This is a genomic window from Telluria sp. LT2P80 (assembly GCF_059685955.1).
On sequence record NZ_JCASIO010000006.1, the window covers coordinates 183,815 to 201,132 of the forward strand.

Consider the following 17,318-nt stretch of genomic DNA (forward strand, 5'->3'; position numbering starts at 1 on the left):
CGTGCCATGCCGACCGCCAATACCGCCAATACCGCCAATACCGCCAATACCGCCAATACCATCACCCGCTGCTCCTGGGCCAATATGGCCAACCCACGCTACATCGCCTATCACGACAACGAGTGGGGCGTGCCGTGCCACGATGAAACCACGCTGTTCGAGATGCTCAATCTCGAAGGCGCGCAGGCCGGCCTGTCGTGGGAAACCATCCTGAACAAGCGCGACACCTACCGCGTCGCCTTCGATGGCTGGGATGCGCACAAGATTGCGGCCTACGGCGACGACAAGAAGGCCGAACTGCTGGCCAATCCCGGCATCGTGCGCAACCGCCTCAAGGTGGCGGCGACGATCACCAATGCGCGCGCCTACCTGGCCATGCGCGAGCAGGGCCTGACGCTCGACGCCTACCTGTGGGACTTCGTCGACGGCGCGCCGATCGTCAACGACTGGCCGGACGGCGCCCGCCCGGCGCGCACCGAACTGTCCGACCACCTGTCGAAAGACCTGGGCAAGCGCGGCTTCAAGTTCGTCGGTTCGACCATCGTGTATGCCTATATGCAGGGCATCGGCATGGTGGACGACCATGATCGCGACTGCATCTGTCGCACACGGCGCTGACATGCCGATGCAGGACCACTGGCGTGGCCGCACGCGCTACACCGTGTTCGACAGCAATCATGGCGATGGCGCACGTGTCGCCGCCCTGATCGCGGCCTGGCGCGCCGACCCGCAGCGTCCGCAGCACCTGCACATCGTGGCACTGGCGTTCAATCTGCAGCCAGGCTTTCACCGCATCCCACAAGCAGAAGCCGGCATCACGCTGGACCTGCTGGCCGCACCGCTCGAGAGCGCGCTGGCCGAACTCAATGCGCACCTGGACTGCATCCGGCTGCACGATCCTGTTGGCAGTGCCTTTGCCCGACCGCTGGCGCGCCTGACGACACTCGGCGCGCGTCTGAACGCAACCGGCCTGGATGACGCGCAGAGACAAGCGCTGGCGGCGCAAGGCTTCGTGTTCGAGAACCAGAATGATGCGGTGTTTACCAGCCGCAAACCACGCCTGCCCGTCACGCCACAACCGGTTCGTCACGCGCTGGTGTTGGGTGCGGGTCTGGCCGGCTGCGCGCTGGCGGCGCGCCTGTGCGCGCGCGGCTGGCAAGTCACGCTGATCGAGCGGCATCCCGGGGTAGCGCTGGAAGCGTCGGGCAACCTGGCCGGCATCTTCATGCCGCTGCTCTCGCGCGACGACAACGTCCCGACGCGCCTGACACGCGCCGCCTACCTGTACGCGCTGCGCCTGTGGGAGCAGCTGGGCGGCGTCGGCCAGGCCTTTGATGGCGCCGCCTGCGGCGTGCTGCAACTGGCCCGCGACGCCGATCACGCGGCGGTCTCGCGCGCTATCGCGAACGATGGCAGCGTCCCGCCTGATTTCGCGCGCTGGCTCGAATCCCCGGAAACAGAAGCATTGCTTGGCCTGCCGGCGCCGGACGGCGGCTGGCTGTTCCCGCAAGGTGGTTGGGCGCGGCCGGGCAGTGTCTGCGAGGCATTGCTGGCCTCATGCGGCGCGCGCCTGACGCGGTATTTCGGCGCCGGTGATGTAACGCTGGAGCGAAGCGAAGACACCTGGCTGGCGCGCGCGCCCGATGGCGCCGTGCTGGCCACGGCCCCGACGGCCGTTCTGGCCAGTGGCGCCGGTGCACGCCGCATGGCGCTGACCGCCGATCTGCCGCTGCAGGCCTTGCGGGGCCAGGTCACGCACTTGCCGCAGGGCGCGGCGCCGCAGTTGCCGCTGGTGCTGTGCCGCGAAGCCTACCTGACCCCATCCGCGCAGGGCGTGCTGTGCGCCGGCGCGACGTACGATCTCGATGCCGATCCTGCGCTGCGCGCCAGCAGCCAGCTGGAAAACGTGACGCGCCTGCGCGCGCTGGTGTCCGATCCGCTTGCGGCTGACGACGCGCCACTGGCGGGCCGTGTGGGCTTTCGCTGCGTGGCGCCGGATCGCCTGCCGCTCGTGGGCCGCCTGCCCGATATCGCCGCCGCCGGCAGCACCGAGCGCCTGCGCGACGTGCCGCGCCATCCGGGACTGTACGGCCTCCTGGGCTATGCCTCGCGTGGCCTGATCTGGGCGCCGCTGGCGGCCGAGCTGTTGGCGGCGCAGCTGGAAGGCGAGCCGCTGCCGCTGGAGATGACGCTGGTCGATGCGCTCGATCCGGCCCGCTTCGTGCTGCGCGCACGGCGCGGCGCCCGGCAGCCGGTCAGCAACGTGGACGACCTCTAGCTGTTGCGTTGCCGCAAATGTGCGCTCATCCTCGGCAATCGCGTCCAGACTGTGCTGGTCGAGCCGGTATAATTTACCGGTAGCAACTATTAACCGCAGAAGGAGGCTGGTCCGCGATGGAAGATGCACCACATTCGCCCGAGCTGTTCCTGTTTCTCGCGGTGACTGCGCACGACATGAAGAACTCGATCAGCGTGCTGTCCGGCACGCTCGAGCGGCTGCTCGACGGCGCCACGCCCGAGACCGAGAAAGCGTATGGCCAGATGGGGCAGATGCTGTACCAGACGCGCCGCCTGAACGACAACCTGATGCAACTCCTCGCGCTCTACAAGCAGGTCGGCAAGCCCGGCTACCCGTTCGATGCGCAGCCACTCGAAGTCGGACAGGTCGTCGAGCAGGTCGTCGCGCTCTCGCGCGTGCTGCTCGACTCGCGTGGCATCCGGCTCGAACTCGATGTCGATCCCGAGCTGATTGCCCACGTCGACGAAGACCTGATCGTCGGGGTGGTTTCGCATGCAGTCAATAACGCGCTGCACTACACGCGCGACCGCATCCTGCTGGCTGCGCGCGACGTCGATGGCCAGTTCGAGATCCGCGTCGAAGACAATGGTGCCGGTTTTCCGCCAGCCCTGCTGGCGGCGGGTGCACCCGGGAGCGGCGACATCGGCGTCAACTTCGCCACCAACAGCGCGGGCCTGGGCCTGTATTTTTCGAGCGAGGTGGCGCGCATGCACCACCATCGCGGGCGCCATGGCGCCGTGCGGCTCGAGAACGGCGGCCAGCTGGGTGGCGGCTGCTTCATCCTGACGCTGCCATGACCATGCCTGCTGTGCTGGTGCAGACACCCGCCACATCGCCGGCCGCCCCCGCGCCTGCGCTGCCCAAGGTCCTCGAACAGATCGACTGGGCCGGCAAGCACTACCTGATCGTCGACGACTTTGCCGGGATCCGCCAGCTGCTGCGCGAAAGCCTGCGCAGCCTGGGCGCGCGCAATATCGACCAGGCCTCGAGCGGTGGCGAAGCCATGAGTCTCCTGACCAAGACGCGCTACGACGTCGTGCTGTGCGATTACAACCTGGGCGAAGGCAAGAACGGCCAGCAGGTGCTGGAAGAAGCGCGCATCCGCCAGTTGCTGCTGCCGTCGAGCGTGTTCGTCATGGTGTCGGCCGAAAAGAGCGTCGAGTCGGTGATGGGCGCGGCCGAGCACCAGCCCGACGCTTACCTGGTCAAGCCGATCACCGAAGGCGTGCTGCTCTCGCGCCTGAACCGCGTGTGGCGCCGCAAGCAGATCTTCCGCCTGATCGACCAGGCCTTCATGGAAAAGGATTACCTGCGCGCGGCGACCCTGTGCGACGAGCAGATCGCCGCCAACCGCGTGCATGTGATCGAGCTGCTGCGCATGAAGGCGCGCATGCTCGAGCGCAGCGGCCAGCCGGCGCTGGCGCGCGCCGTGTACGAGCAGGTGCTGGGCCAGCGCGAATACCACTGGGCGCGCGCCGGGCTGGGCAAGATCCGCCTGGCCGATGGCGACTTCGAGCAGGCGCGCCAGATGTTCCAGACCGTGATCGCCGAGAACCGCCACTACATCGACGCCTACGACCAGCTGGCGCAGGCCTATCAGGGCCTGGGGCGGCACGACGAAGCTGCTGCGATCCTGGAACGCGCGGCCAAGCTCTCGCCCAACTCGGTGCCGCGCCAGCGGAATCTGGGCCAGGCCGCGCTCAAGCTGGGCAATGTCGCGCTGGCCGAAAAGGCATTTCGCAAGTGCCTGGTGATTGGCGAGTACTCGATCCGCAAGACGCCCGACGCCTACCTTGGTCTGGCGCGCGTATGCGGTCTGAAAAACAATACCAAGGATGCGCTGCAACTGCTGCAACTGGCCCAGCGCGACTTCGGCGGCGACCACGACGACATGGCGCTGCGCGCCAAGATCACCGAAGGCCTGATCCACCACGAGAGCGGCGACTACCGCAACGCGCGCCGCGCCGGCGACGAGCTCGAGACGATGCTGGGTGCGGACCCCAAGCGCCCCGGCACGGCGATCTGCATCGAGATGGCGATCCTGCTGTTTGCGGTGGGCGTCAAGGACACGCCGGGGGAGGTGCTGGCCCACGTGGTGCGCAACAACCACGACAACAACCTGCTGCAGGATGAGGTCCAGGCCATCTTCGACAAGGCGCGTCTGAGCGAAGAGGGCGCGGCCATCATCCGCGCCGCGCGCAAGGAAGCGGTGGACCTGATGAACCAGGGCGTCGTGCTGTGGAAGAGCGGGAAGCTGCCTGACGCCGTCAAGTGGATGCGCATGGCGCGCGAGCGGGTTCCGGACAATGTGCGCGTGCTGTTCAACGCGGTGCAGATTTCGATCTCGCACATGCAGCAGGAAGGCTATGACGAGGAACTCGACACCGAGGCGCGCATGGTGCTCGAACATGTCGACCGGCTGCAACCGGGACAGCAGCGCTTCGCGCAGCTGATGGAGCAGTTGCGTGGTTTGCGGCCGAAAGCCGATCCGGCGGCGCCGCCTTCGCCGGTGGATGCTGCCGACCAGAAAGAAGCCGTGGCCGATGTGTCGCCCGAACCAGCTCCGGCGGCCAAGCCGACACACAGCAACCGCTTCTCTTAGCGCGCCGGCCCGTGCCTGCGCAGTAATTCCGCGCACAGCTTTTCAAGATCACAACCGCCATCGGCCAGCGCCGCCGCCTGCGCCGCGCCCCCCAGCGCGCCCGCCAGCACGTGGTCGCCCAGCGCGCGATAGCTCTCGAAACGCGCTTCATCGAACCAGCCGTCGGCCAGGCTCTCGTGCGGATAATCGGGATGCAGCTTGCGGTAATTGAGCAGGTCGGCGTTTTCACTGCCGACGATAGCCGGCTTGACGTACAGGATCACGCCGTCGCCGGCAACGCCGTCGGCCTGGCTGTAGCAGATGCTGCCGGCGGCGCAGCTGGCGCTGCACATGCCGCTGGCCGGCGCGATGGCAAGGCGCGCCACATCCAGGTCGATCCGTACGTGCAGCTCGGTGGCGCAGCGCCGGATCGCGTTGCCCAGGTCCTCGAAGGCGTGATCGCGGTCGCTGCCGACGTCCACCGCGATCACCAGGCGACAGCGGCGCCGCACCAGTTCGTAGATGCCCAGGTTGTCGAAGTGGCCGCCATCGCTCAGGTGCACGTAGCCGGCGTCGGCATCCAGTTGGCCGAACAGCTCGGCCAGGAGGCTGAAGAGGCCAATGGGCGGGGATGAACTGGTCCAGGTCGTGCGCGCCGGGTTCGGACACCAGCGCCCCAGGCGCACATTGAACATCGTCATCAGGAAATTCAGCGGCGCCGACCAATGCGCGCCCATGTGCGGACTGGCCGCAGCGCCCGACAGCGCCACCGCCATCCCCAGCCGCACGCCGGCGTCATCATCCAGGCCGACGCCGGCGTGCGCGGCGTAGGCCGCGGTGGGGCGGTAGCAGCCGCCGCCAGCCCCTGCTTGCTCATAGCCGCACCAGCGCGGCGTGAACGCGAACGACGCGGTGCGCCGGGTCTGCCATGCCAGTTCTTCGCCATCCACCAGGTTCAGCGCGGTGTTGACGATCGGGTACGGACGCGCGTTTTTGAGTTCGGCGAGCAGCATGTCGTCGCCCGGATCGAAGCCGGTGAACGGGTGCGGCCGGCGTGCGCGGTTGGCGGCGCCGAACCAGGCGCGCACGACGCGGTTTCGGTACAGCATGTAGAGCGAAAACTTGTTGATGTCGACGCGCCAGCCGAGCACCAGTGCGGCCCCGAGAAAGCCGGCAAAGGCCATCAGCAGCGTCGATCCCCTGGTGGCCAGCGTGGCGGCGGCGTGTGCCTGGAACACGCAGGCAAGCGTCGCATGCGGGCAGTCCACGCGCGGGCGCGCCACCGTCAGCTGCACCAGGCTGCCGAGCAGCGCGAAGATCCCGATCGTAAAGACGTACGGCGCGAGGCGCGCAACCAGTTCGAGCTTCGGGTCGCGCGCGGCGGGGGCGCCGGTGGCGCCCCCGCTGCCGGCCTTCAAGCCGAAGGCGGTCATCGCCAGCCAGCCGACCAGCGTGCCCAGGTTGGACCACGGCGCGTAGGTGAGCCAGGCCCAGTGCAGCAGCGGCGCAAAGAAGAAGCACACGCCGTGGACGGCCAGCCAGCCGAGCGCGAAGATCGCAGTCCATGCGCCCTGGCGGCTCCACCATTCACGGCTCGCGTCGCTGTACTGGCGGCCGACCAGGCCGATCATCAGGTTCATCGTGACGGCGAACAGCGCCATCATCGATGGCATGCCGAAGGTGGCCAGCGCAATCGCGTTGTTGACCAGCGGATGCGCATCCGGTGCCGGCAGCAGCGCCAGCGCGCACAGCAGCAGCACGGTGCCCAGCGTGAGCGCGCCCATCGCGCAGGCGAAGTGCGACAGGCCTTCGCCCAGCTCCGCGCGCGTCAGGTCGCGCAGTGGCGGGTCGGCGCGCAGGCGCGTGTACATGACCAGCCAGAGCGCAAGCAGCAGCACCAGCGCGACAAAGCCGCACAACCACCACGACAGCTGCGCGCCGCCGTCCGGCAGCCACGCCAGCATCGCCGGTGCGAAGGTGCGCGTGGCGTCGAGCACGATCAGCAGCACCGCCAGGGCGCTGGCGCCGCAGACGGTGTAGCCCGCGCCCCGGTACGAACTGACGCGGTCGTGCGCCAGGTACCAGCCGCAGGCCCAGACCATGAAGTAGACCACGCCCGGCGCCAGCAGCCACTGCGGCTGCGCTGCCAGTTGCGGTGGCAGCAGTGTCGCCGGCGTCGCGCCGCCATGGCGCCATACGGCGAGACTGCCGAGAAAGCCCGCCAGCAGCAGCGGCAAGTTGATGCACCAGAGTACCGCGCCCTGGGACAGCGGAAAGCGGCGCCGGCCGCGCGAACTTGCCGGCTTGCTGGAAATCGACAGCGCGATGCAGAACACGGCAAACAAGAACAGCAGCACGCCCGCGATCCAGGCGGCGTCGCCCAGACGTGCCCATGGCCCGCCAGGTCCCACGACCCGGTGCACGCCCCAGACGGCAAAGCGCGGCAACAGCAGCAGGGCGCACAGCCAGGCCACCAGCATCGTCAGGTTCAGGCCCGTGTTGCGCACATAGATGCCAAGCAGGGTCCAGGTGTCGGCGCTGAACATGCCGCCCTGCGGCGAGAGGTAGTTGCTGTACTGGCGCAGGAAGCGCAGCTCGGGCGCCTCGCCACTACCGGCCGGCGGCGCAAGGAGGGCTTCGAGCGCGTGGATGTCGTTGCCATGCGCGTGCAGGCAGCGCGCCAGCCAGCCACCGACAAAACCGCCGCCGGACACGGTGGACAGGTAGTCGATGCGGCTCAGCAGGCGGCAGCGCGCCAGCGCCTGCAGGGCGCCCAGCCCGAACGTGGCGCTGCGTACGCCACCGCCGGACAGGGCCAGGCCGGTGAGCATGCCGCCGTGGGCGCGGGCGCACAGGCGTACGCGGTCGGGCGGCACGCCGGCGTCGAGTGCCTCGCTGCTGGCGGGCCGCAGCAGATCGAGTTCGTCGCGCAGCACTTCGCCGAACAGCAGGCCGGCATCGAGGTCCAGGCAGCGCAGGGTATCGGCATCGATGGCATTGGACGGCGCCAGGCCGTGCCGGCGGCGCAGCAGCGCGAACGCATCGTGCAGTTCGCTGATCGTGCCGGGGTTGGGAGGCGGCTGGCAACCGGCGGCAGCCAGCTTGCGGCGCAGGTCGTCGACCTGCGATGGCGTCAGGTGGGACAGGTCACTGGGTAGCATGGGGCGCTCCGGCTGAACTGATCGGCCGGGAAGGGTGGCCGCCCGGTCAGTTCAGCACGGTTCATGCGCGTGCGCTACCAGCACCGTCAATGGGACGCCTCAAGGCATCCCTGCAACGCCGCGGCCGCTGGCGTCAGGTCTTGTCGGTCTTGCTGCGACCGTTGCGCCGGGCACGCGCGGCGGGTTCTTCCGATGGCGCATCAGGCGTAGTAGAAGGCGCGTCGGCGGCATTGGCGTCATCGGCAGCCGCCGCGCCCTCGGCCGGTATGGTGCTGGCCACGGCGTGACGGAACTGATCCTGCAACAGGTTCCACCACGCGACGGCGGCCGGCATGGCGGCGCCCGCGGCATCGGGTACGGCCTGCGGGGCGTCGGGCGCTGGTGGCGGTGGCGGCGTTGGGGCTGGCGGCGTCTGGGCCGGCGGCGTGGCCGTCTGCGCCATCTGGGCAAAGAACTGCGCGAAAGGCGCAACCGACGACTCGCCGACCTTTGACTGGCCCATCGCCTGGGCCATGCTGTCGCCCATCGCCTTGAGCGTGGCCAGCGTGCCGCGCTGGATTTCGAGGGCCTGGATCGTACCGTGCAGCATGTTCTGGTTGAGCGTGAGCCAGGCTTCGACTGCCTTCAGGTCGGCGATCTTCTTGTCGAGGTCTTCCACCGACATGCCGGCGCCGGGCAGCGGCGGCATGCCCGGCATGGTGCCGGGGATCTGCATGCCGCCCCACAGGTTCTTGACAAATTCGAGGGTGTCGGTCATTCCTGGCATGGGTGGCTTGAGCATGTGGCGTCTCCTGTGATGGTGCGGCTAGCGTAGCAGATAACGCCGGGGCGGACCACGCCCCGCGCGCCACGGCAGCTTACTGCGCTGTCGCGCCGGACTGCTTGACGATCTTGCCCCACTTGACCGTCTCGCTGGCGATGAAGGCCGCAAACTGCGCTGGCGTCTCTCCGGCTGGTTCGGCACCTTGCTCCAGCAGCTTTTTCTTGACGTCCGGATCGGCCAGCGCCTTGAGGATCGACGTGTTCAGCCTCGCCACGACAGGGGCCGGTGTCTTGGCTGGCGCCAGCAGGCCGAACCACGATGTGGCTTCGTAGCCAGGCACGCCCGCTTCGGCGATCGTCGGCACGTCGGGCAGCGCCGGCGAGCGCTGCGCCGTGGTGACGGCCAGGGGACGCAGCTTGCCGGCTTTGACGTGGCTGATCGCCGACGGCATATTGTCGAACATGATCGCGATGTGGTTGCCCAGCAGGTCATTGACGGCCGGCGCGCTGCCCTTGTAGGCCACGTGCTGGATGTCGACCCCGGCCATCTGCTTGAACAATTCGCCGGACAGGTGAATCGACGTGCCGCTGCCCGACGAGCCGAACGTGACCTTGCCAGGATTGGCCTTGGCATACGCCATCAGCTCCTTGACGGTCTTGAACGGCTGCGCCGGATTGGCCACCAGCAGGTTCGGCACCAGCGCCACGCGCGTGAGCGGGGCGAAGTCCTTGATCGGGTCGAACGCCAGTTTCGGGTACAGGCTCTGGTTGATGGCGTGGGTGCCGACCGTGCCCATGAGGATGGTGTAGCCGTCGGGCGCGGCGCGCGCCACGAGCTGGGTGCCGATATTGCCGCCCGCGCCCGCGCGGTTGTCGATGATGACCGGCTGGCCAAGGTCCTTGCTGATGAACTGCCCCAGCACGCGTGCCAGGATGTCGGTCGTGCCGCCAGCCGAGAACGGGACGATGATCGTGATGGCCTTGGTGGGGAAGGCCTGGGCCTGCGCCGCCAGCGGCGTCAGGGCCAGCAGGCCGAGGGCCGACGCAGCGGCGAGGGTGAGGGTACGGCGGGTCGACAAAAAGGTACGTGACATGATGTGTCTCCAATAAGGACAACGGATGCAGCGAAATGGACCGGGCACGCGCGCGGACGGCAGCCAGGCCTTGTTGCAGATCGAATCAGACCGGGGCCACGCCCAGCGTGGTGCCACCACACACATACAGCACCTGGCCGGTGACAAAACCGTTGTCGGGCGACAGGAAAAAGGCGGCGGCGCGCGCCACGTCGGCCGGTGTGCCGAGGCGGCCCACCACGATGCTGTCGATGATGCGCCGGGTCTGCGGCGCACCGTCGGGATTGCTGTTGTGGAAAAGCTCGGTCGCGATCGGGCCCGGCGCCACGGCATTGACGGTGATGCCGTCGCCGCCCAGTTCGAGCGCCAGCGTGCGCGTCAGGCCGATCAGGCCGGCCTTGGTGGCGGCGTACACGATGCGCTCGGCCTTGCCCAGCGCTGCGCGCGAGGCGATATTCACGATGCGGCCGTGTCCCGATGCGCGCAGCGCCGGCAGGAAGGCCTGGACGAGCAGGATGGCGGCTTTCAGATGCAGGTCCACGACATGGTCGAGATCCTCCATCGTGGCCGTGTCGATGGTGCCGGGGCGGGTGGCGCCCGCATTGTTGACCAGCGCCGTCACGTTGTAGGCAGCGGCGATCTGCTGCGCGATCATGCGGGTCTCGTTCTGGCGCGTCAGGTCGGCCTGGAACGACACGAGCCGGTCATGCCGCCAGTCGGGCTGGCGGTAGTCGAGATTGACGACCGTGCGGCCTTGCTCGATCAGCGTCTCGCAGATGGCCCGGCCAATGCCGGCGCTGCCGCCGGTGACCAGGGTCACGTCTTGTCGATGCATATTGTCTCCTTATATTTTTATAGGAAAGCGCCTGGCGTCGGGCGCCGGCTGCTTGACAAACCAGGGTAGGGCGGGCTTCTCCTTCGTGGTCAGACGTGTCGGGTGATGGGAGGGCGGTCGTCGGCGCGCGCCTGCGTCGCATCCGTCAGGGCCAGCCCGGTGATGTGTTCGAGTTCGGCAAACGACAGGCCGTCGACGATGTCCCGCACCACTAGGCCAGCGGGTGTCACATCGAGCACGGCCAGGTCGGTGTAGATGCGGCTCACGCACGCGAGGCTCGTGAGCGGATAGGTGCAGCGCTCGACGATCTTGCTGGCGCCGTCACGTGTCTGGTGCTCCATCATGACGAACACGCGCTTGGCGCCGATGGCCAGGTCCATCGCGCCGCCCACGGCCGGAATCGCATCCGGCGCGCCGGTATGCCAGTTGGCCAGGTCGCCCTGGACGGATACCTGGAACGCGCCGAGCACGCAGATGTCGAGGTGCCCGCCGCGCATCATCGCAAACGAATCGGCGTGGTGGAAGTAGCTGCCGCCGGCCAGCAGCGTGACAGGCTGCTTGCCGGCGTTGATCAGGTCTTCGTCTTCGTCGCCGGGGGCGGGCGGCGGGCCCATGCCGAGCAGGCCGTTCTCGCTGTGCAGAAAAATCTCGCGGTCCGGGGGCAGGTGCGCACCGACCAGTGTCGGCAGGCCGATTCCCAGGTTCACGTAGGCGCCTTCGGGAATGTCGCGCGCGACGTGCGCGGCGATCTGGTCGCGGGTCAAGCGTTGCATGCGGCGTCTCCCTGTACGACACGCTGCACAAAAATGCCCGGTGTGACGATGGCTTCCGGATCGAGTTCGCCCAGTTCGACCACGCGGCTGACCTGCGCGATGGTGCAGCGTGCGGCCATCGCCATGATCGGGCCGAAGTTGCGCGCGGTCTTGCGGTACACCAGGTTGCCCCAGCGGTCGCCGTGGAAGGCCTTGATCAGCGCGAAGTCGGCATGGATGGGCGACTCGAGCACATAGTGGCGGCCGTCGATGAGGCGCGTTTCCTTGCCGGCCGCCAGATCGGTGCCGTAGCCGGTGGGCGAAAAAAAGCCGCCGATGCCGGCGCCGGCGGCGCGGATGCGCTCGGCCAGATTGCCTTGCGGCGTGAGTTCGAGCTCGATCTCGCCGGCCCGGTACAGCGCGTCGAACACGTGCGAATCGGCCTGGCGCGGGAACGAGCAGATGATCTTGCGCACGCGGCGCGCCTTGAGCAGCGCCGCCAGGCCCGTGTCGCCGTTGCCGGCATTGTTGTTGACGATGACGAGGTCGCGCGCCCCTTGGGCGATCAGTGCGTCGATCAGGGCGGCCGGCATGCCGGCGGTGCCGAAGCCACCGATCAGGATGGTCGCGCCGTCGGGGATGTCGGCCACCGCCGCGGCCACCGACGGGGAAATCTTGTCGATCATGGTGCAGGTCCTTTCCAGCGCAATACGCGCGTTGACACTGTTCGATAATCGCCCTAATGTCTGATCACTGAACAGATGAATCGAGTGTAGGAGGGTGCCAGCCCGCAGCGCAAGCCGACACGACGGAATGTGTTCGATTGCCGAACGGTTTATTGCGTCATTTCCAAGGAGCACCATGAACACGCCACACGAGCCTGAACTGCCAGCGGACACCATCGCCAGCGACCCCAATTTCATGCTGTCGCTGGCGCGCGGGCTGGCGGTGCTGCAGGCGTTCAGCGACCAGCGCCGCAGCCTGACGATTGCCCAGATCAGCCACCGCACGTCGATTCCGCGCGCGTCGGTGCGGCGTTGCCTGCACACGCTGATCGCGCTGGGCTATGCCGGGGCGGACGGCAACCAGTTTTCGCTCAAGCCCAAGGTGCTGTCGCTCGGTTACTCGTACCTGTCGTCCACGCCGCTCACGGTCTCGGCCCATCCCTACCTGAACCAGGTCAGCCGCAGCCTGAACGAATCGTGCTCGCTCGGCGTGTTGCAGGACGACGAGGTGCTGTACGTGGGGCGCTCGGCCGCCTCGCGCATCATGTCGGTGTCGCTGACCACTGGCAGCCGCCTGCCGGCGTACTGCACGGCGCTGGGCCGCATGCTGCTGGCGCACCTGCCCGCGCCCGACCTCGACGACTACCTGGCGCGCGTGCCGCTCAAGGCCATGACCGAGCGCACGGTGGTCAATCCCGAGCGGCTCAGGGCGATCCTGGCGGACGTGCGCACCGCCGGCTACGTGCTGGTCGAAGAAGAGCTGGAAGTCGGCCTGCGCTCGATCTCGGTCCCCGTGCGCGGCGCCTCGGGCAATGTGCTGGCCGCGCTGAACATCGGGGCGCACGCGGCGCGCGTGTCGCGGCGCAAGATGGAAGAGGAGTTTTTGCCGGTCCTGCGCGCGAGCGCGCAAGAGCTGTCGATCCTGTTGCCCTGATCCCGGCACGCGTGTCCATCCCGGCGCCCGCGCTACACTAGCGTCATGCCATCCGCACCGATTCTTCTTCCCCGTCGCCGCCGGCTGCTGCCCGTGGTGCTGGTCGTGCTGCTGCACTGGATCGTCCTGACCGAGCTGCAGCACGTCAGCCCGGTCCTGCCGCCGGCGGCCACGTCCGGTAGCTCACCCGTGACGCTGGTGGCCCAATTGCTGCCCGCCGCTGCGCCAGAACCTGCGCCCGAACCGGTGCCAGTGCCAGAGGCCAGTCCGCCGCCACTGCCCCGGATCCCGCCGGTGCCGGTGGAGATTGCGGTGCCCGACCGGCCAGGGGACATCACGCCGGTTTCCAGTGCGGCGCCCTCGGAGGACGGTGCTGGCACAGCGCCGGCCGCGCCAGCGGTCGAGCCGATACCGGCAGCGCCAGCTCCGCAGGCGCCGCCAGCGTCCGCGCCGGCAACGGCTGCACCGCCGCCGCCACCCGCAGCACCGGAAGCGCGCCGCTACGTCATCGACATGCCACCACCCGCGAAGATCACGCTCGACGTCGCGCGCACCGACGCCGATGGCACCACGTGGTCGGGCGAGGCGCTGCTGGCCTGGCAATCGAATGCGGACAGTTATCGTATCCAGGTCGAAGCCGGCATCCGCGTCGTGTTCGCGCGGGTCAATCTGGTGGTGTTGAAGAGCGAGGGCGCGGTGGCTGCAACGGGTTTTGCGCCGATCACGATGACCGAGAAGCGGCGCGGGCGCGCCATGACGGCCACCCATTTCGACTGGGGCAAGGGCTTGATCACGTTTTCGGCCTCCGAAGCGATGTACGGGCTGCCGCCCGGCGCCCAGGACAAGGCCAGCATTCCGCTGCAACTGGCGGCGATCGCGCGCGGCGACCCGAAGCAGCTCACGGGCGCCATCGACATCTTCGTTGGTGAAGACCGCGATGCGGCAATCTACCGCTTCACGGTGGTAGGACAGGAGCAGATCGATACCAAACTCGGCACACTGCAGACCTGGCACCTGACACGTCCGCCGCAGCCGGGCTCGTACAAGTCGCAGCTGGACATCTGGCTGGCCCCTGCACATGGCTGGTATCCGGTGCGGATTCGCAATACCGAGCGCAACGGAGCAGTAACCACGCAAACAGTGAATAATATCGTCTTGGACCATTCAGGATCTTGATATGCCTATGAACAACATTCGACACATCGGTGCAGCCCTGGCGCTGACCTTCGCACTGGGTGGCGCGTCCGCCCAGCCCGCCCATCAGGCCGTCAAGCGCGCGTTCGAATTGCCGCCATCGGCCGATCTGGCCTACGACCTGGCCGCGCGCCAGAAGGGCCTGGCCCTGAAGGGTGACGCCACCGTCAACTGGCGCGCCGGCGACGGCAAGTACGACGTGCGCTTCGAATCGCGCGTGGCGATCCTGGGCACGCTGCTCGACAACCGCAGCCAGGGTGTCATCGACGCCTACGGTCTGGCCCCGACCGAGTTTTCGGAAAAGCGCATGCGCAAGGACCCCACCTCGATCACGTTCGACCGTGCCGCAAAGACGATGCGGTTCTCGGAAGGCGAGAAGACCTATCCGCTCAAGGGCGGGGAGCAGGACCGCGTGTCGGTCACCTGGCAACTGGCCGCCGTGGCGCGCGCCGCCGGCGACAAGTTCAAGCCGGGCACCGAGTGGCCGTTCTTCGTGGCGGGGCGCAGCAGCGCCGAGACCTGGACCTTCAAGGTCGTGCGGAGCGAAAAAGTCAAAACGGGCCTGGGCGAGGTCGATGCGATTCTGGTCACGCGCGCAGCGCTGAAAGGCAGCCGCGACCAGAGCGTGGACGTCTGGCTGGCGCCGGCGCACGAGTACTATCCGGTCAAGATCCGCTTCACCGAAGGCGACAAGGAAACCATCGAGCAGACGCTCAAGAGCGTGACCAGGACTTGAGCCGCAGCGGTGTTGCAGGGGCTGCCCCAGCGGGTAGCCATTCCGGAATTGCCCAGTCTTAACTGTTATACTGACGCCCCCGCGAAGCTGGCCGGGTCTGTGGTAACAAATGCAATGCAGACCCGTCTCGGCCGCGCACGAGACTGGTTATTAACAAAATGATCGACCCCCAAGCCGGCGCGGCGCACGCTGCCGACGCCTCGACGACAGCGCAAGAACTTGATCCGCTGCAGGTACACTTCCAGGATGGCATTGCTCCCGACGAAATCGAGCAAGTCTTCCACCTCAAGCGTGCCCAGCCAATGCTGTCGGCCTTCACGGCCCTGTTCCACGGCACGCAGGACGGCGTGCTGGTGCGTCTTCTCGTCCTGCGCGAACTGGCCGGCGATGCCTCCACGTCGGCCTTTTCGCGCGCCGACATCAACCAGAAGCTGGCCTATCTCGTCCCCGAAAGCCTGGAAACGGTGCTCAATCGCCTGCGCGGCCACGGCCTGCTGGCCTGGGACGCCCCGGCGGCCGTCTACCGCATCACGCCACTGGCCCGCAACGTCCTGTCCGCGCTGGAAACCCTGCTGGCGCTGGGCAAGCCCGAAGGCGACGAAGCCGAGATGGGCTTTTTGCTGTCGCAGGTGGCCGGCGCCCAGGCCGTGGGCGGCGTCACGGTCGACCAGCTGAAACACCTGCTGGGCCGTCTGGTCGAACTGACCGAGGAGTTTCGCGATGCGATCGCGTCCGGCTCCGAGTTTCGCCTGCGTACCTCGCAGGCAAAGTGGCATATGGCCTGCGACTGGGTCGAAAAGGGCTCGGTCATCCTGCGCGCCATCACGTCCGACGAACGGGCCGACGCCGCCACGCACCGCGCGGCGCAGGCGATCGGCCGCGCCCAGAGCGCACTGCTGAACATGCAGGGCATGTTCTCGCGCGCGCTGAACCAGATCGAACGCCAGCGCGTGCACCTGGGCCAGTCGGGCCTGTCGACCACCGACGTGAAACGCTGGCTGCTGGCGCACGACGACCTGGCCAGCCTGGCCGCCGGCGCGATCGACCGCCCGGTCACGCCGCTGTTCGGCACCCCGGCCGAGATGATCGACGTGGCCGAGACCGAACTGCTGGCCGAGCGCATCATCTCGACCGGCCCGAAAGGCTTGCCGAGCGGCCAGGATGCGCCGCTGACGGTCAACGACAATCCGGCCATGCAGCTCGAGCTGAACGACTGGATCAACAAGCTGGCCGACTTTGCCAACCTGGGCAACTTCCCCGAATTTTCGAGTGTCGGCCCGCGCCGCGTGCAACTGCACGAGTCGCTGCTGCCGGCGACGTTTGCGCTGGCCTCGTACCGCGCCTCGCTGCTGCCGCTCCTGGGCGATGCGTCCGAAGCGAGCCTGCAGGGCGCAACGGCCGAACTGGCGCGCCTGCCGCTGACGTTCGTCTCGCTCGATGAGATGGTCCAGCTGAACGACCCGGAAGTGGCGGCCATGTCGGTCGCGACCCTTTCACTGAATGCCGATTCCACCCCTGATGGACAGCCTGCCCCATGAATGACGATGCACAAATCCTGATCGCGCGCCTGCTGACGCACCAGACCCTGCGCCGCGACGACAAGATGGTCAAGCGCGCGCTGTCGGACGACCAGTTCCGCGCCGAAGTCGACAAGCGCCTGCTCGAATCGGGCCTGAAACTGCTCGACAACGTGTATGCCGACCACGTCACCGTGGCCCTGCACCGCAACGTCGAGCCGAAGATCTTCGGCGCCAAGGACATCTGGCAGAACAATAACTTCGGCCTGACGCGCGACGGCGTGGCCTTGCTCGTCGTGCTGTGGGCGCAGATCATCCTGCCCAAGCGCGAGCGCCAGGAAACCCACACGACGATCGACGACGACCAGAACGACATGTTCGAGAAGGAGTTGTCGATCCCGCGTGCCGAAGACACGTCGATCGGCATTTCGTACACGGCGCTGCTGTCGGACTTCGGCGACAAGCTGGGCAAGAAGACGCGCATGGACATGAACCTGGGCGTGCTGTCGAAGCTCGGCTTCATCGAACGCCGCGGCGACGTGATCCTGGAAGGCCCGCTGCTCGACCTGATGATGGACACTGACGTGCTCAAGGAACGCATCATCAACGGCGCGCTGTCCGAAGTGTTCAAGCGCGCCCCGCTGGCTGCTGCCCCGCGCCGCGTGGCCCCGATCGATGCCGACGCCGCCAACGATGTCCTGGCGCCCGACGGCGCCCTTGATGTCCCTGACACCCCGAATTGAGATAGC

Annotated in this window: 15 protein-coding genes; 9 read left to right on the forward strand and 6 right to left on the reverse strand. The window is 67.6% G+C overall.

Features of this window, described 5'->3' with window-relative positions; translation table 11 throughout:
* The first annotated feature begins 6 nt into the window (after nucleotides 1-6).
* The 4 genes from AC56LW_RS16715 to AC56LW_RS16730 all read left to right on the forward strand — a co-directional run bounded on the left by AC56LW_RS16715 (nucleotide 7) and on the right by AC56LW_RS16730 (nucleotide 4,901).
* Entirely contained in the window at nucleotides 7-618 is a 612-nt protein-coding gene (locus AC56LW_RS16715; RefSeq protein ID WP_499636175.1) for a DNA-3-methyladenine glycosylase I, read from the forward strand.
* Nucleotides 584-2,278 (forward strand): FAD-dependent 5-carboxymethylaminomethyl-2-thiouridine(34) oxidoreductase MnmC1, encoded by a 1,695-nt coding sequence (gene mnmC1, locus AC56LW_RS16720; protein WP_499636178.1) that lies wholly within the window; start codon nucleotides 584-586, stop codon nucleotides 2,276-2,278. Before AC56LW_RS16715 ends, mnmC1 begins: the two co-directional genes overlap by 35 nt.
* Before the next feature lie 116 nt (nucleotides 2,279-2,394).
* Nucleotides 2,395-3,096 (forward strand): sensor histidine kinase, encoded by a 702-nt coding sequence (locus AC56LW_RS16725; RefSeq protein WP_332530562.1) that lies wholly within the window; start codon nucleotides 2,395-2,397, stop codon nucleotides 3,094-3,096.
* Complete coding sequence (locus AC56LW_RS16730) at nucleotides 3,093-4,901, forward strand: tetratricopeptide repeat protein (protein WP_499636181.1); 1,809 nt, start codon at nucleotides 3,093-3,095, stop codon at nucleotides 4,899-4,901. Before AC56LW_RS16725 ends, AC56LW_RS16730 begins: the two co-directional genes overlap by 4 nt.
* On the opposite strand, the gene AC56LW_RS16735 is transcribed toward AC56LW_RS16730, so the two are convergent.
* The 6 genes from AC56LW_RS16735 to AC56LW_RS16760 form a co-directional block, all read right to left on the reverse strand.
* Entirely contained in the window at nucleotides 4,898-8,041 is a 3,144-nt protein-coding gene (locus tag AC56LW_RS16735) for a patatin-like phospholipase family protein (RefSeq protein ID WP_499636184.1), read from the reverse strand. The two genes, AC56LW_RS16730 and AC56LW_RS16735, sit on opposite strands and share 4 nt — an antisense overlap.
* Nucleotides 8,042-8,174: 133 nt before the next feature.
* Nucleotides 8,175-8,822, reverse strand: a complete 648-nt coding sequence (locus tag AC56LW_RS16740) for a PhaM family polyhydroxyalkanoate granule multifunctional regulatory protein (protein WP_499636187.1) — start codon at nucleotides 8,820-8,822, stop codon at nucleotides 8,175-8,177.
* 76 nt (nucleotides 8,823-8,898) lie between these two features.
* On the reverse strand, nucleotides 8,899-9,897 hold the full coding sequence (locus AC56LW_RS16745) for a Bug family tripartite tricarboxylate transporter substrate binding protein (RefSeq protein ID WP_332530558.1): 999 nt from the start codon (nucleotides 9,895-9,897) through the stop codon (nucleotides 8,899-8,901).
* A gap of 85 nt (nucleotides 9,898-9,982) precedes the next feature.
* Complete coding sequence (locus AC56LW_RS16750; RefSeq protein ID WP_499636191.1) at nucleotides 9,983-10,711, reverse strand: SDR family NAD(P)-dependent oxidoreductase; 729 nt, start codon at nucleotides 10,709-10,711, stop codon at nucleotides 9,983-9,985.
* A gap of 89 nt (nucleotides 10,712-10,800) precedes the next feature.
* The gene (locus AC56LW_RS16755; RefSeq protein ID WP_499636194.1) at nucleotides 10,801-11,484 is read right to left on the reverse strand and encodes a 3-oxoacid CoA-transferase subunit B; all 684 of its coding nucleotides are present in this window, start codon (nucleotides 11,482-11,484) and stop codon (nucleotides 10,801-10,803) included.
* Nucleotides 11,472-12,149, reverse strand: coding sequence for a 3-oxoacid CoA-transferase subunit A (locus tag AC56LW_RS16760; RefSeq protein WP_332530555.1), 678 nt, complete (start codon nucleotides 12,147-12,149; stop codon nucleotides 11,472-11,474). Before AC56LW_RS16760 ends, AC56LW_RS16755 begins: the two co-directional genes overlap by 13 nt.
* A gap of 175 nt (nucleotides 12,150-12,324) precedes the next feature.
* On the opposite strand from AC56LW_RS16760, the gene AC56LW_RS16765 reads away from it, so the two are divergent.
* The 5 genes from AC56LW_RS16765 to AC56LW_RS16785 all read left to right on the forward strand — a co-directional run bounded on the left by AC56LW_RS16765 (nucleotide 12,325) and on the right by AC56LW_RS16785 (nucleotide 17,312).
* Complete coding sequence (locus tag AC56LW_RS16765; RefSeq protein ID WP_499636197.1) at nucleotides 12,325-13,122, forward strand: IclR family transcriptional regulator domain-containing protein; 798 nt, start codon at nucleotides 12,325-12,327, stop codon at nucleotides 13,120-13,122.
* Nucleotides 13,123-13,167: 45 nt separating this feature from the next.
* Complete coding sequence (locus AC56LW_RS16770) at nucleotides 13,168-14,298, forward strand: DUF3108 domain-containing protein (RefSeq protein WP_332530553.1); 1,131 nt, start codon at nucleotides 13,168-13,170, stop codon at nucleotides 14,296-14,298.
* 7 nt (nucleotides 14,299-14,305) lie between these two features.
* Nucleotides 14,306-15,052, forward strand: a complete 747-nt coding sequence (locus tag AC56LW_RS16775; protein ID WP_499636201.1) for a DUF3108 domain-containing protein — start codon at nucleotides 14,306-14,308, stop codon at nucleotides 15,050-15,052.
* A 158-nt stretch (nucleotides 15,053-15,210) separates the two neighbouring features.
* The gene (locus AC56LW_RS16780) at nucleotides 15,211-16,590 is read left to right on the forward strand and encodes a hypothetical protein (protein ID WP_332530551.1); all 1,380 of its coding nucleotides are present in this window, start codon (nucleotides 15,211-15,213) and stop codon (nucleotides 16,588-16,590) included.
* The gene (locus tag AC56LW_RS16785; RefSeq protein WP_499636204.1) at nucleotides 16,587-17,312 is read left to right on the forward strand and encodes a hypothetical protein; all 726 of its coding nucleotides are present in this window, start codon (nucleotides 16,587-16,589) and stop codon (nucleotides 17,310-17,312) included. The genes AC56LW_RS16780 and AC56LW_RS16785 overlap by 4 nt, the downstream gene beginning before the upstream one ends.
* The last annotated feature ends 6 nt before the right edge of the window (nucleotides 17,313-17,318 follow it).

Excerpts from the sequence above, each read along its gene's own strand:
- AC56LW_RS16755 (WP_499636194.1), bottom strand. The coding sequence starts at position 11,484 with ATGCAACGCTTGACCCGCGACCAGATCGCCGCGCACGTCGCGCGCGAC.
- AC56LW_RS16745 (WP_332530558.1), bottom strand. The coding sequence starts at position 9,897 with ATGTCACGTACCTTTTTGTCGACCCGCCGTACCCTCACCCTCGCCGCT.
- AC56LW_RS16715 (WP_499636175.1), top strand. The coding sequence starts at position 7 with ATGCCGACCGCCAATACCGCCAATACCGCCAATACCGCCAATACCGCC.
- AC56LW_RS16735 (WP_499636184.1), bottom strand. The coding sequence starts at position 8,041 with ATGCTACCCAGTGACCTGTCCCACCTGACGCCATCGCAGGTCGACGAC.
- AC56LW_RS16785 (WP_499636204.1), top strand. The coding sequence starts at position 16,587 with ATGAATGACGATGCACAAATCCTGATCGCGCGCCTGCTGACGCACCAG.
- AC56LW_RS16765 (WP_499636197.1), top strand. The coding sequence starts at position 12,325 with ATGAACACGCCACACGAGCCTGAACTGCCAGCGGACACCATCGCCAGC.
- mnmC1 (WP_499636178.1), top strand. The coding sequence starts at position 584 with ATGATCGCGACTGCATCTGTCGCACACGGCGCTGACATGCCGATGCAG.
- AC56LW_RS16750 (WP_499636191.1), bottom strand. The coding sequence starts at position 10,711 with ATGCATCGACAAGACGTGACCCTGGTCACCGGCGGCAGCGCCGGCATT.
- AC56LW_RS16770 (WP_332530553.1), top strand. The coding sequence starts at position 13,168 with ATGCCATCCGCACCGATTCTTCTTCCCCGTCGCCGCCGGCTGCTGCCC.
- AC56LW_RS16780 (WP_332530551.1), top strand. The coding sequence starts at position 15,211 with ATGATCGACCCCCAAGCCGGCGCGGCGCACGCTGCCGACGCCTCGACG.
- AC56LW_RS16775 (WP_499636201.1), top strand. The coding sequence starts at position 14,306 with ATGAACAACATTCGACACATCGGTGCAGCCCTGGCGCTGACCTTCGCA.
- AC56LW_RS16740 (WP_499636187.1), bottom strand. The coding sequence starts at position 8,822 with ATGCTCAAGCCACCCATGCCAGGAATGACCGACACCCTCGAATTTGTC.
- AC56LW_RS16730 (WP_499636181.1), top strand. The coding sequence starts at position 3,093 with ATGACCATGCCTGCTGTGCTGGTGCAGACACCCGCCACATCGCCGGCC.
- AC56LW_RS16725 (WP_332530562.1), top strand. The coding sequence starts at position 2,395 with ATGGAAGATGCACCACATTCGCCCGAGCTGTTCCTGTTTCTCGCGGTG.
- AC56LW_RS16760 (WP_332530555.1), bottom strand. The coding sequence starts at position 12,149 with ATGATCGACAAGATTTCCCCGTCGGTGGCCGCGGCGGTGGCCGACATC.